The organism is Pseudalkalibacillus sp. Hm43, assembly GCF_051842935.1.
Lineage (GTDB): Bacteria > Bacillota > Bacilli > Bacillales > Fictibacillaceae > Pseudalkalibacillus.
This window is the reverse complement of record NZ_JBPXRR010000001.1, coordinates 268,238-281,763: the sequence shown is the minus strand read 5'-3', so window position 1 is coordinate 281,763 and position 13,526 is coordinate 268,238. Positions and strand designations below refer to the sequence as shown.

Sequence of the window (13,526 nt, the reverse complement as noted above, 5' to 3'; positions counted from 1 at the left end):
TGCAGGCTAGTGCTCACGTTATTTGGAAGGGTGATTCATTTCACCCTTCTTTCTTTGTTTTACATCCAATGAGTTGGAGTGCTATAATTTGGAAAAATCCTCTTTTCCAAGGAGAATTGCTATGTTCAAGGTATTTAAACAATTCGGTGCTGTGACATGGGCTTCCATGGTCTTTCTGTTTACCCTGATCACATTCGGAATCAATCGAAAACTCAAGAAAACCAAGAAATGAGACTCAGTGCCTCACTTGATGGTCGCGATTGATTTTAATGGATGAATTGAGAATTTCCGCACACTTCATTTCTTTCACCTTACCAGCACGCTTTTCCACCAGCTCTTGAAGTTCCCCCGCAGACACTTCTTCAGGTATGTCTAGTAACTCCACATAATACTCCTTGTTTCCTTCTACCAGAAAATCAATGGTAATTTTCGCAGTTAAACTCATGAACATCACCCTTCTTATGAAATCATTTTATGTATGGACATCCCTATATACCTAGTTTCTGTATATTATACGATGATATTGAGTTAATGTTTCAAAAAAAAGTAAATTTTTAAAAAATGACGAAAATGTTAAACTAATTGTATCCTTTTTCCCATATTATGACCACCCGTAATTCTCTTTAATCAAGTGAAGAACTAATTTTGTCCATTAATTATTTTTGAGATAAAACAAACCAGCAAGAAGAATCAAAGGTATAAAGATGAGACTGATTGTAAAATCCAGAAGTGGCCAATACTTTGAAATCACTTCATTGTAATATGTGATGCTTGGTGAAACCTCTAAAGATAGTACAATAGCAAGCATTCCCAGTGGAAATGTCAATGGTCGATAATCTTGTAATTTCAATAGTTGGGCGAGTCCGAGCGTCGAACTGTAAAAATAAAAGGTTGCCTTTATGAAGATTGTAATCAACCATAGGATGGCAATGATGGCCTCGATCCGTTCAAGAAACTTCCCGATATTGATTTTCTTCGCCAGGGAATAACTAGGATATTGCTGATGCGCAACGAGTTCACCCCCGAATACCAATAGGGCTGTCAGCATCATGAAAATAAGCAATGCCCCACCTGCAGTTTGCGCAAGCAGCATGGCATTCCTTAAATCTATTTGTTTTTTTACTTTTACATATGGAAAGATCATGATTAAGACAATCAGGGTTTCCATGAAGGGAAATGCGGTGAAGGTGAGCGAACCTCGCAGCATTGGCTTTAATCCATCACCCAAAATCGGCTTTATGTTATCCAACTGAAATTGAGGAGTCAGAAAGGCGAAGAATAATGCAACAAGAAGAAGGAAAAAAGGTAAAAAAACTTGTCCTGCTCGAACCCATGTTTCCAATCCTAATCGTGTGCCGTATATGACAAACACCATAAATAGAATCGTAATGGCTTCCATCGGAGTGTGTGGCAGGATCTGTGTCGTTAAAAAATCCCCCAACTCCCGTAACAGTAAAGCGACTGATAAAAAAGGATAAAGCAAAAAGAGACCAGCTAAGATTTTTCCTAGGAAAGAACCGAAAATCCGATCACTGTATTCTACAAAGGTAAGGTCAGGAAAGAGCTTACTGACTTGATAGAAAAGGAGCACAAGGAGTAATCCGATGCCTAACGCGAAGATACCCGAAAGCCAGGCGTCATTTTTCGCCTCTCCTGCAATACTGGAAGGCAGAACGAGAATCGAATCCCCTGTTGTTACAAGAAAAACAAGGATTGTAAATTGGGCAACAGATATCCTTCCTCTCTCCAGCATGCTTGATCAACTCCTTCATAACACTCGGTTGAATACAATTTCATAGATCGGCTTATAGATGAACTCGATGGCTTGTAGTGGGTTGAATAGTGGTACATCATATATTTTCATGATGCTCAACATTGATGCTATACCAAGTAAAACCGCAAAACTCCATCGATCCATTCTGCTTCGATTCTTCTTCAACTGTGGATATTCAATTAGGACAATAGCTGCTGATACTAACAGTAATCCGATTATCTTCCACATTCTCTTACTCCAATTCACTCACAATAGAATCTGTTATCGTTCCAAAGCGACGTATTTTCAACTTCGTAGTTACCTTAACTTCGAGGTCCATGAATTCCTCATCCCATTGATCTTTTAACGATTTCCACTTGCTCGGGTGCTGCCTATGGATGACTTCTCCAAAACCGAAAATATCGGTTTGGAACTCTTGTTGAGCTGCATCGACTGCTTGTAAACATAGGGATTTGATCCGTTGATTCCAACTCTGTTCAAGCTTGGCGAAATTCTCTTGCCTTCTAATATCAATCCCACAAGATACTTCATCTATATTACCTTCTCCTGTAATCTCGATATACATAATGGGCTTCTCACCTGTAAATCGACTTTTCAACTTTGTCTTTGTTTTGATTAGGTTCATGCCGACCTTACCACCATCTGGGCAAGGGACTACCCCGTTCGCTCTGACTACATTGTCGATTAAATAGTTGTATCCTTTACTTTCTTCTTCTGAAAGCCAACCAATTAATCTGTCCGATTTAAATACAGCTAAATTTTCGTATTTCAATTTACTCGTGTTCTTCAGATTTTTAACATTTTCTTCTGAAGCCGCTCGATCCTCATCCCCTATCAGTCTGATACCAGTTAGCACGGGCTGTTTCCCTTTATTCAAAAGGTCTATTTTCAAATCATCCAGTGTCACTGCTTTAGTCGGTGCATAGAGTTCTTCTGATTTAAGCAAGGACTCATACATCTTGTTAGCAGGTACATTTTCTGTTGCTGTCATGACTTTTAAAATGGTATCTGCAGTGGAGTCTTTTGCCACGATCAAAAAGAAATCCGTTCGAAATTCATGGTTCCGAGATATAAAGTCCAATACATATTTCATGCGATCTTTAGCCAGTTCTTCCCCTATGACCACCACTCGCACATGGGAGAGGTAAATATTGTTCGGGGATGTCGTCAGGATCTTCCGGAATGCCTCTGTAATGGTTTCACCTGTTTCTTCATACACCGTTACAGGTTTCTTATTACCAGCGCCTCCAGCAGTTCTTGAAATTTCACCAGGATTCACCACTTGGACAGCAACGTTGAATTCGTCCCCCTTTTTATCCAACCCTAAGGCTACGGTAATCCCAAGATCGCTTAATTCCCTAACATCCCAACAACCTGATGTGAATATAGGCATCAAGATCATCAGAAATATGATTACCTTTTTCATGGTTTCACCAACTCTTCAGTATGACTATTTATCGTTTTGGTTCTTTTCTTCCGACAGATTGCCTTTGTTGATCTTGTTGTTGCAAAAAGGAGGGGCGATTGTGCATTGCAGGCCAAGGAAACCTGAACAGCACATCCTTCTGATCATTCATGTTGAACGGTCCGACCGGAGATAAGTAAGGTACCCCGAAGGAACGAAGACTGCATAAGTGCAAAGTCAATCCAAATAAGGCGATCAAGATCCCGTAAAGACCGAACGTCGCAGCAAAGATCATTAATATGAATCGGAGAACCCGGATGGATATCGACATGGTGAATGCGGGTGTCACAAAACTTGCGATCGCCGTAATCGACACGACGATGACCATTGCTGGTGACACGAGTCCAGCTGTATATGCTGCTTCTCCTAAAACGATGGCACCCACGATTGAAATGGCAGAACCGATCACTTTCGGCATACGAATACTTGCCTCTCTTAAAATCTCAAATGTAACGGCCATCAACGAAGCTTCCACAAAGGCTGGAAAAGGTATCCCTTCCAGTTGTGCCGCGAGACTAATCAATAATGAAGTCTGCAGCATTTCCTGGTGGAAAGTCGTGATCGCGATGTATAAAGATGGTGCCAACAACGAAATGAAAAAAGTAAGAAGACGAAGGAATCGGATGAGACCAAAATCGGATCGGAGGTAGTAATCCTCTGACGCTTGAAAGAATTGGACGAAAAGTGCAGGTACGATCAACACAAACGGGGTGCCATCCACTATGATTGCAATTCGTCCCTCGAGTAGGTTGGCGGCAACAGTATCCGGACGTTCTGTGTTGTATACCGTCGGAAAAGGAGAGTAGGTTGAATCTTGAATGAATTCTTCAATATATCCTCCCTCTAAGATTCCATCAATCTTGATTTTGTCTAACCTTGAGCGGACTTCTTCTACAATGGCATCATCAGCAACACCGTTAATGTATGCGATGGCTACATCGGTTTTTGTACGAGTGCCTATCTGCCTGTTCTCTATCCAAAGGTTTTCGTCTCTGATCTTTCTTCGAATCAGTGCGGTGTTCGTAATCAACGTTTCTGTGAATGCTTCTTGAGGACCCCGCACAACCGGTTGAGTAATAGGTTCAGAGACACCTCTTCCTTTCCATTTCCTCGTGTTGATTAATAGTGCTGTTTCATATCCATCCAAAAACAAGATGGAATCTCCCGATAGTAATCCGGTTAATAGCTGGCTCATTTCCTTTTGTTCTTCTACTTGTGACACCGTCAAAATTGATTTTTTTACATCTTCAAATTGAATCCTTTTATCTTCGTCACCATGTAACATCAGGGACTCTAGAAGCTCTTGTATCATTTGGAGGTCCGTAAGACCTTTCGTATAGATGATTGCCCCGTTTAAGTTTTCTTGGATGAGAAACTCTCTGACAATGATATCCATGGAGTTTCCAATGGATTGCTTCATTTCGTTGATGTTGTCCTCTAATTTCGGATGGATCTGCAGAATCGAGTGATTTTGTTGAACGGGCTTTGAATCATGTTCTTTCAAATGCTTTCTACGCTTAGCACGTTTCATAATCACGTCTCCTTCCATTCCGATTTACACACTTATCGTTAGCATCTTCCACCCTCCACGAGCCTATACAAGATGTTTTTGCACTGAAGTTAATCTTTACGGTAGTAGGGTATACCTATAAAAGACGCACCTTTCATCTCAGCAATCATTAAAGGAGGAACTCGAATGGAAAAAATGAAAGGAAAAGCTCCCCATCGCAACATCGTGTTCTGGGTATCATCCATCATCGTTTTTCTCTTCGTCCTATGGGGAGCCCTATCACCGAAATCACTAGGAGATAATGCCGCATCCGTGTTCGATTTCACTACATATGCTTTTGGTTGGTTTTATCTCATCGCCGTGTTTTTCTTCACGATTTTTTGTTTGATTTTAGCAATCAGCCGTTATGGTAAAATCCGACTTGGCGGAGACGATTCCCGACCGGACTATCCCTTTTTCACCTGGATCGGGATGTTGTTCAGCGCAGGATTCGGGGTCGGTCTCGTTTTCTGGGGCGTAGCAGAACCGATGAGCCACTTCTTCAAGCCTCCCATGGGCTTGGAAGGACAGTCTGAAGAAGCTGCACGTGTTTCCATGCGCTACTCCTTCTTCCACTGGGGCATCCATCAATGGTCTGTCTTCACCGTCGTTGGATTGGCACTCGGATATTTTCAATATCGTAAAAAAGAGAAAGGATTGATCAGCACGACGTTCAATCCTTTGATCGGGCATTCTGGCAAAACGCCTTTAAGAAGGACGGTCGATATCCTTGCAGTCATCGCGACCATTACCGGGGTAGCAACTTCTCTCGGTTTCGGGATCCTGCAAATCAACGGTGGTTTGAAAACTGTCTTCGATCTTCCGAACAATGCCATGATGCAATTGATCATTACGGGTGTGTTGCTCATCCTTTATCTTACTTCTGCGATGACAGGCCTCGATAAAGGCATCAAATGGTTAAGTAACTTGAACTTAGGATTGGCTCTTCTCCTGATGATTGCCGTCCTTATCATGGGACCGACCGTTTTCATTCTTAACAGTATGACGCTTGGAATCGGAGATTATATTTCGAATTTCTTTGAAATGAGTTTCCGTTTGACCCCTTATGAAGGTGGGACCTGGGTCCGTGACTGGACTGTCTTCTATTGGGCATGGGTCATCGCCTGGTCCCCTTTCGTCGGATCATTTGTTGCGAGGGTATCCCGTGGCCGGACGATTCGTGAGTTCGTTTTCGGAGTGCTGATCGTTCCACCCTTCCTCGCGATCATCTGGATCGCAATTTTCGGAGGAACGGCTCTACACCTGGATTTAACTCAGGGTACGAATATCGCTGAGCTTGTGAATGAGGATGTTACAACGGCATTGTTCGTCACGTATGCTGAACTGCCATTGACCTTCCTGTTCTCACTCTTATCGATTTTGTTGATATTGACATTCCTGATTACGTCAGCAGACAGCGCTACGTTCGTACTCGGCATCATGACGACAGACGGCAATTTGAATCCAGGACGCTTCGTCAAATTCATCTGGGGTCTTTTGATGGCAGCAATTGCAGCGGTCCTCATCATCAGCAGCGGGCTGCAAGGTTTGCAAACCGCCTCGTTGATAGCTGCACTACCATTTACGGTCATTCTCATTGTCATGTGTCTATCGATTATTAAAGTGGTGAGAAAAGAGCCACACATTCCACGTAAGAGTAAGAAATAAGCTATATTGAAAAAAGGAAAACAGTCCCTTCTAGTCGAATATTCTCGATGGGAGGGATTGTTTTATGTATTTGGAACAATATTTGAAGTGTATTCATTCTTTTTATCCTTCACTTGAATTCCAGGTGATTCATTGGAATCACTTCGGTCAGAACAATGATATTCTTTTTCTCAATAATGAGTGGGTGTTCCGCTTTCCGAAGAACGAGGATGCAGCTGATACTCTGCACACTGAATGCGAGCAACTTGGCTATATCTATCCCTATATCTCCCTTCCGATTCCGGTACCCGTCTTCCATAACACCGATACGAATATCCTCGGACAGTCGTTCGTCGGTTATCCTTTGATTCCTGGTGATCCTCTTTATCCGGAGACAGTCAATGGACTGGACGAAGTGGCGGCAGAAAGATTAGCGAAGGATTTGTCCCTGTTTTTGACCGAGATGCACGCCATCCCGACTGAACAAGCGCCAGGTAAAGTCATTACAGGGAAAGACGCTTACAGATTTTGGGTGAACATGTACGAGAATATCTCACAGTCGTTATTTTCTTATATTCGTGAGGAAAAGCAGGTAGAGATCACTTCCCATTTTGAACTTTACTTGAATGACGAAGAGAATTTCACTTTCTCTCCAGCAATCATCCACGGAGATTTCGGCGTCTCCAACATCCTTTTTGATGAAGACGAGCGAAAAGTGAGTGGCATCATCGATTTTGCAAGCAGCCATGTCGGAGATCCCGCAGTGGATTTCGCCGGGCTTTTGAAAAAATATGGGCTTGATTTTGTCCAAAAGATGGGACGATATTATTCAGGCTTAGATGAGTTGTTGCCGCGTGCTCAGTTCTATGCCGGCACATTCGCCTTGCAAGAGGCGCTCCACGGCTACAACAACAGAAATCCAGAATCGTTGAAGAACGGTTTGAAAGAATATGTCTGATGGTGAACAGCAGGTTCGCTTCCGCTCGTAATTTGTCCCTTACATGCACATACTAAGTGTAAAAAAGGAGGCAAAGAACATGGCGAGACAACGCAGACCCCTCGTGCCTGAAGCAAGAGAAAGCCTGGACCAGTTGAAAGTGGAAGTCTTGAAGGAGAAAGGCTACAACGTAAATGAAGCTGATCCGAACAAAGCGAAGTTCGAAGTGGCGAAAGGACTCGGGATTCCTCTTAAGGAAAAAGGAAACCGCGATCTCAGTTCGCACGATGCCGGTAGAATCGGTGGTCAAATCGGGGGTAGCATGGTCCACGAACTCATCAAACGAGCAAAAGATCAATTAAATAAACAATGAACATGAAGGATTGACTCGCGATTGAGAGCAGAGTCGATCTTTTTTGTTTGAGCTTGATGTGACGAGTTTGCGGGGGGTGAAATCGCGATTTTCGCATTGTCGGGGTGCGATTGAACTTCTTGCGGGGTGCGAAACTTGAGTTTTCGCGTTTTCGGGGTGCGATTAAGCCTCTTGCGGGGTGCGAAACTTGAGTTTTCACGTTTTGGGGGTGCGATTAAGCCTCTTGCGGGGTGCGAAACTTGAGTTTTCGCATTTTCGGGGTGCGGTCACCTAACAAATATTTCGTCACTCGAAGGAAATCAGCTCCCAAGACCGAATAGGTTAGGTAGGTTCTTTTACAATTATAAGGAGGGGTTTTGAAGATGACGCAACAAGTATTGGATGAAACGGTTCAACAAGCGGTCAAGCAATTCACTGAGCTCGATGAAAAGATCTGTCACTTCACGAATATCATGGGGTTACTAGGTTGGGACGCACGTACATATGCACCGAAAAAAGGAAAGCCGATCTTCGCGAAGGCAAAAGGTACGCTTTCAACAGAGACGTTCAAGCTTTCCATTTCAAAAGAGATGGGTGAATGTCTTGAAAAGCTTTCACAACCTGATGTATTCAATCAACTCGATCCGGCGACACAAGCTTGTGTGAGAGAGCGGAAACAAGACTATGACAAGTCGAAACAGATTCCGTCCAATGTGTATAACGAGTATGTTGTCTTAGCTTCAAATGCGAACGATGCCTGGGAAGAAGCACGCGCGAATGACGACTTTGCACACTTCCAGCCTTATTTGGAAAAAATGATCGACATGAAAAAGCGTTTCGCAGAGTATTACGGATATGAAAAACACCCGTACGATGCACTGCTCGATGAGTTCGAGCCAGGTTTGACGGTCGAAAAATTGGATCCTCTTTTCGCAGACCTTAGAGAATCTAGCATAAATCTCTTGAATCGCATTCAACAATCGTCTAGAAAGCCAAGGACTGAAATCTTCAATCAAACGTTTGATATCGAAAAGCAAAAGCAGTTCGCTCATTTTATTATCGAAAAACTCGGTTATGACCTGGACGCTGGTCGACTGGACGAAACGACGCATCCATTTGCAATGGGAATTAACACGGGTGATGTCCGGATTACGACTCGTTATGAGCATGACAATATGAGAATGGCGATCTTCGGAACGATTCATGAGACCGGTCATGCGCTCTACGAACAGGGTGTGGATGCGGACTATGAAGGACGTGTCATCCGTAGAGGTGCATCATTTGGAATTCATGAGTCACAATCCCGTTTCCTGGAGAATTTCGTAGGACGCACGAAAGAGTTCTGGATGTATTTTTACGATGACCTGAAAACGCATTTCCCACACGAATTAAGCGGAGTGTCGTTGGAGGAATTCTACCGAGCAATCAACAGCGTCGAACCTTCCCTCATTCGTGTCGAGGCGGATGAACTCACTTATAACCTACACATTATGCTCCGTTATGAGATTGAAAAAGGTTTGATTGCAGGTGACATTGAAGTGAAGGATCTTCCGCAGGTTTGGAATGAGAAGTTCGAAGATTATCTAGGAATCACGCCTCCATCTAACCGTTTAGGTGTACTACAGGATGTTCACTGGTCCCATGGTGGCGTCGGGTACTTCCCTTCTTATTCACTTGGTAACTTGTACGGTGCTCAGATGTTGGATAAAGTGCTGAAGGATATGCCTGACTTCTATTCACATATTCAAAATGGGGAGTTCATGAAGATCCGTGAGTGGCTCGGAGAAAACGTCCACCAATACGGTAAGCTGTATACGCCTGGTGAGTTGATTAAAAAAGTGACAGGTGAAGAGCTTAATTCCAAGTATCTGGTCGACTATTTGGAACAAAAATTCAGCAAGTTGTATGATTTGTAAGCAAACAAACGAAATGGCTGTCTTCCTAAGAAGACAGCCTTTCTATTTAATCTACTTCTCAACCGACTCTTTATTTATTGAACTGTGTTCCAGCTCTTTCATTCTCAGATCCAATTTCTTTTGCTCGAGCTCCAATTCTTTACCTTTATACTCATACTTCTTTTTTTCAATGTAACCGTAGTACAGAAGAGAAAAACCAACAATGACGATGATGAATCCAAAGAACCAAATTTCCAATCCGTCTCCCCCTTTAACTTAACCACTGCCATTTTAACATAATATTCCTTTTCACGGTTCTAAAAATGAGATTTACTGTTCTTTTAACAAGGCATTCGGTATAGTAAACTTGTTAGAGATTATCGTTTTGGATGTGAATGTAATGAGGGCTCCGGGCTTCTTTTTCCTGGTCATGATCACCATAATTATTGCAGGATGTACGAACCAACCATCGACAGATCCTCATGAAAAAGTAGAGCTGCATGTATTGTCTGCCGCCAGTTTGAGCGATGCGATGCTGGTCATCGAGCAGCAATTCGAAGAGGACTACCCTGAAATCGACCTGATCCTGAACTTTGCATCGTCTGGTACCCTTCAAAGACAAATTGAGCAAGGCGCACCGGCTGACGTATTTCTGTCGGCTTCTGAAGAGAAATTCAATACCCTAAAAAAAGCAGGTCACATCCATCAGGACTATGCAACAAGCTTATTCAAAAATGAACTCGTCGTCATTACGAAAAAGTCGGATGAAACAGCTTCATTACCTGAGCTTTCCAATCTGAAAAACGATGCGATCGACCGGATTTCCATTGGTGTTCCGGAGTCTGTACCAGCTGGTCATTATGCGAGAGAAACACTCGAGAACTCGAACCTGTGGCAAGGAATCCAAGAGAAGATCGTTTATGCGAAAGATGTCCGACAGGTGCTCTCTTATGTGGAAACCGGGAATGTAGAAGTTGGCTTCGTTTATGCCACAGATGCGAAGAGTTCATCCAAGATCCATCTCCTCCAGAAGGTCGATTCCATACTACATACAGACATCATCTATCCTGGTGGCATCGTAAAGGATACGAAGCATCTTGAGGAAGCGAAGACACTCTTCAACTTCCTTCAGACTGAACAGTCCATAAAAACGTTCCAAAAATTCGGCTTTATGCCAATAGATTGAGGTTTTTCAATGGTTTCATCTTTCTGGTCTCCGATTTATTTATCTATCACAATTGCCATAACGGCCGGTATCATCGTTGGTGTGCTCGGAACATTGATCGGGCGTCTCATGGCTCGGCGCTCTTTTCGCGGTAAAACGGCTCTTGAGACCTTCTTGATGCTTCCACTTGTGCTGCCTCCGACGGTGGTCGGCTTTTTGCTGATTGTCATTTTTGGTGTGAACAGTCCCATCGGAAAACTGATTGAAACACTTTTCAATCAGTCGCTCATTTTTACATGGTGGGCTGCGGTTCTTGCGGCAGTGGTCGTCTCGTTTCCACTCATGTATCAATCGGCGAAAACCGGCTTCGCCTCTGTGGATTCTGAAATTGAAGATGCCGCAAAAATCGATGGGGCGACTTCAATGGCCGTATTCATCAAAGTATCAGTTCCACTCGCCGCTCAAGCGATTCTTACCGGTTTTGTGCTCAGTTTCACACGGGCCCTCGGGGAATTCGGTGCGACATTGATGTTCGCGGGCAACATCCCTGGTAAAACACAAACCGTTCCGACCGCGATTTATCTTGCTTTTGATACGGGAAACATGCAACTCGCCTGGATGTGGGTCGGCTCCATCATCCTGCTTTCGTATATTCTTTTGTTCATCATTTATCGTTTTTCACGTACAGCCCGTTATTAAGACGGGAAAAAGCAGCACCAGAATCATTCTGGATGCTGCTTTTTTTATCAATACTCAAAATGGTCATCAGTCCAGTCTGTGATGAACATGTGTCCCGGTGCATGTGTAATCATGAGTTCAGGCTTCACCTGCATCGCGACCGCTTGTGGCGTCACGCCGCAAGCCCAAAATACCGGCACCTCACCCTCACCAATCGTAACCGGTTCACCAAAGTCAGGTGTTGATAAATTATGAATGCCAAGGTGTTCCGGGTTTCCTATATGAACGGGAGCTCCGTGTACCGATGGAAAGCGGGAGGTGATCTGAACAGCTTTCGCAATATCCTTTGAAGGGATCGGCCGCATACTGACGACCATGTTTCCTTCGAACGGTCCGGCTTTTTCACATGGAAGGTTGGTCCGGAACATCGGAACGTTGACACCTTCTTCTACATGTCTGATCGGAATCCCCTGTTCCATCAAGGCTTTTTCAAATGTAAAACTGCAGCCGAGGAGGAAAGCGACCATGTCCTCCCGCCAATATGCAGAAATGTCTTCCGGCTCAGCAGTCTTTACGCCATTCTCATACACATGGTATTTCGGAAGATCCGTCCGCAAATCCGCTCCCAAAGCGGCTAAAGCAGGTTCACTAGAGCCGACCTCTGTCACATCGAGAACGGGACAAGGCTTTGGATTTCGTTGGCAAAACAACAAGAATTCAAAGGCCAACGTTTTCGGTAGAACGACTAAATTGGCCTGTGTGTAACCATTCGCAATACCTGCTGTCGGTTTATTCCACTTATTCAGACGGAACATGTTTCTCGCTTCTTCAGGCTTCATATTGTCGTATTTCACCATGTAGATGCCTCTCCTCCATTATTGGAATAACTTCGGTAGCTGATCAATCATCGTCACAGCACCCATGTAAGACATGGCAACCACGATGATTCCTCCGAATACCGTCAACCAAACAGGGTGCTTGTAAGAACCGACGATTTTCGGTTTATGTGCCGCAATCAGCATGACACCGAGTGAAATTGGGAGAATCAATCCGTTCAATGCACCGACGAGAATCAATACTTTTACTGGCTTCCCGATCGATACGAAAACGAGTGTCGATAGCGCGATGAACGCGACAATCAAATACTTGTGATACTTTTCAAGCATCGGGTTCATTGTACGGATGAATGAAACAGACGTATACGCGGCACCGATGACCGATGTGATCGCTGCAGACCACATGATGACACCGAAGATTTTATATCCGATATCCCCTGCCGCTAGTTGGAAAACGGAAGCGGGTGGGTTCGACGGATCAAGAGACACTCCTTGAGCTACGACACCTAAGGTCGCAAGGAATAAGAAGATTCGCATGATCGATGCAATCCCGATCGCAGATACGGAACTTTTCGTCACTTCAGGCAACGACTCTTTACCTTTGACTCCTGCATCCAATAGTCTGTGTCCACCTGAGAACGTGATGTATCCCCCTACCGTTCCTCCTACGAGCGTAATGATTGCGATGATATCGATCGTTTCCGGTACGAACGTTTTCTGCACCGCTTCTCCGACTGGAGGAGAAGCTGAGAACATGACGAACACGGTCAGAGCGATCATGAGGAATCCGAGCACCTGCGTGAAACGGTCCATGATCTTGTTTGCTTCGCGCAATAGGAAAATGCCGATTGCGATGAGTCCGCTTAGGAATGCGCCCATCTCTGGAGACACTCCTAAGATGACATTCGAACCTAAGCCTGCACCTGCAATATTTCCGATGTTAAAGGCAAGACCACCGATGACGATCAGGAACGCTACGAAATATCCGAGTCCTGGTAGCACCATATTGGCAATGTCCTGAGTTCTACGCTCTGATATCGCAATGATCCGCCAAATGTTCAACTGTGCCCCGATGTCGATGATGATCGAGACTAAAATGACAAATCCGAAACTTGCCATAAGTGTTTCAGTGAAAAAGGTCGTTTGTGTCAGAAATCCTGGTCCAATGGCGGACGTTGCCATCAGGAACGCCGCTCCGAGTAATATGCTACGATTCGATTGCTTCATC

Annotated in this window: 14 protein-coding genes; 6 read left to right on the top strand and 8 right to left on the bottom strand. The window is 44.1% G+C overall.

Annotated elements, in window-relative coordinates:
* Window positions 1-235: 235 nt before the first annotated feature.
* From ACSVDE_RS01530 to ACSVDE_RS01510, 5 genes are all read right to left on the bottom strand, one after another.
* Complete coding sequence (locus tag ACSVDE_RS01530) at window positions 236-445, bottom strand: hypothetical protein (protein WP_226548154.1); 210 nt, start codon at window positions 443-445, stop codon at window positions 236-238.
* A 207-nt stretch (window positions 446-652) separates the two neighbouring features.
* Window positions 653-1,753, bottom strand: a complete 1,101-nt coding sequence (locus ACSVDE_RS01525; protein WP_439299200.1) for a GerAB/ArcD/ProY family transporter — start codon at window positions 1,751-1,753, stop codon at window positions 653-655.
* Between the two features lie 15 nt (window positions 1,754-1,768).
* Complete coding sequence (locus ACSVDE_RS01520) at window positions 1,769-2,002, bottom strand: hypothetical protein (RefSeq protein WP_439299199.1); 234 nt, start codon at window positions 2,000-2,002, stop codon at window positions 1,769-1,771.
* Between the two features lie 4 nt (window positions 2,003-2,006).
* Window positions 2,007-3,200 carry a Ger(x)C family spore germination protein gene (locus tag ACSVDE_RS01515; protein WP_439299198.1) on the bottom strand — a complete coding sequence of 398 codons (1,194 nt, stop codon included), beginning with the start codon at window positions 3,198-3,200 and terminating at the stop codon, window positions 2,007-2,009.
* A gap of 28 nt (window positions 3,201-3,228) precedes the next feature.
* Complete coding sequence (locus ACSVDE_RS01510) at window positions 3,229-4,770, bottom strand: spore germination protein (RefSeq protein ID WP_439299197.1); 1,542 nt, start codon at window positions 4,768-4,770, stop codon at window positions 3,229-3,231.
* Window positions 4,771-4,944: 174 nt separating this feature from the next.
* On the opposite strand from ACSVDE_RS01510, the gene ACSVDE_RS01505 reads away from it, so the two are divergent.
* The 4 genes from ACSVDE_RS01505 to ACSVDE_RS01490 all read left to right on the top strand — a co-directional run bounded on the left by ACSVDE_RS01505 (window position 4,945) and on the right by ACSVDE_RS01490 (window position 9,640).
* Entirely contained in the window at window positions 4,945-6,456 is a 1,512-nt protein-coding gene (locus tag ACSVDE_RS01505) for a glycine betaine uptake BCCT transporter (protein ID WP_439301909.1), read from the top strand.
* Between the two features lie 64 nt (window positions 6,457-6,520).
* Window positions 6,521-7,393 carry a phosphotransferase family protein gene (locus tag ACSVDE_RS01500; protein ID WP_439299196.1) on the top strand — a complete coding sequence of 291 codons (873 nt, stop codon included), beginning with the start codon at window positions 6,521-6,523 and terminating at the stop codon, window positions 7,391-7,393.
* Between the two features lie 79 nt (window positions 7,394-7,472).
* On the top strand, window positions 7,473-7,745 hold the full coding sequence (locus tag ACSVDE_RS01495) for a small, acid-soluble spore protein, alpha/beta type (RefSeq protein ID WP_439299195.1): 273 nt from the start codon (window positions 7,473-7,475) through the stop codon (window positions 7,743-7,745).
* A gap of 362 nt (window positions 7,746-8,107) precedes the next feature.
* Window positions 8,108-9,640, top strand: coding sequence for a carboxypeptidase M32 (locus ACSVDE_RS01490; RefSeq protein ID WP_439299194.1), 1,533 nt, complete (start codon window positions 8,108-8,110; stop codon window positions 9,638-9,640).
* A gap of 51 nt (window positions 9,641-9,691) precedes the next feature.
* On the opposite strand, the gene ACSVDE_RS01485 is transcribed toward ACSVDE_RS01490, so the two are convergent.
* Window positions 9,692-9,877, bottom strand: coding sequence for a hypothetical protein (locus ACSVDE_RS01485; protein ID WP_439299193.1), 186 nt, complete (start codon window positions 9,875-9,877; stop codon window positions 9,692-9,694).
* A 142-nt stretch (window positions 9,878-10,019) separates the two neighbouring features.
* Between ACSVDE_RS01485 and modA the strand changes: the two genes are divergently transcribed.
* Together modA and modB are read left to right on the top strand one after the other, a co-directional pair.
* Complete coding sequence (gene modA, locus ACSVDE_RS01480; protein WP_439299192.1) at window positions 10,020-10,805, top strand: molybdate ABC transporter substrate-binding protein; 786 nt, start codon at window positions 10,020-10,022, stop codon at window positions 10,803-10,805.
* Between the two features lie 9 nt (window positions 10,806-10,814).
* On the top strand, window positions 10,815-11,483 hold the full coding sequence (gene modB / locus ACSVDE_RS01475; protein ID WP_439299191.1) for a molybdate ABC transporter permease subunit: 669 nt from the start codon (window positions 10,815-10,817) through the stop codon (window positions 11,481-11,483).
* A gap of 47 nt (window positions 11,484-11,530) precedes the next feature.
* Here the strand turns inward: modB and ACSVDE_RS01470 are convergent, their stop codons facing one another.
* Together ACSVDE_RS01470 and ACSVDE_RS01465 are read right to left on the bottom strand one after the other, a co-directional pair.
* Window positions 11,531-12,319 (bottom strand): putative hydro-lyase, encoded by a 789-nt coding sequence (locus ACSVDE_RS01470; RefSeq protein WP_439299190.1) that lies wholly within the window; start codon window positions 12,317-12,319, stop codon window positions 11,531-11,533.
* An 18-nt stretch (window positions 12,320-12,337) separates the two neighbouring features.
* Complete coding sequence (locus tag ACSVDE_RS01465) at window positions 12,338-13,525, bottom strand: NRAMP family divalent metal transporter (RefSeq protein ID WP_439299189.1); 1,188 nt, start codon at window positions 13,523-13,525, stop codon at window positions 12,338-12,340.
* Window position 13,526: the final 1 nt, after the last annotated feature.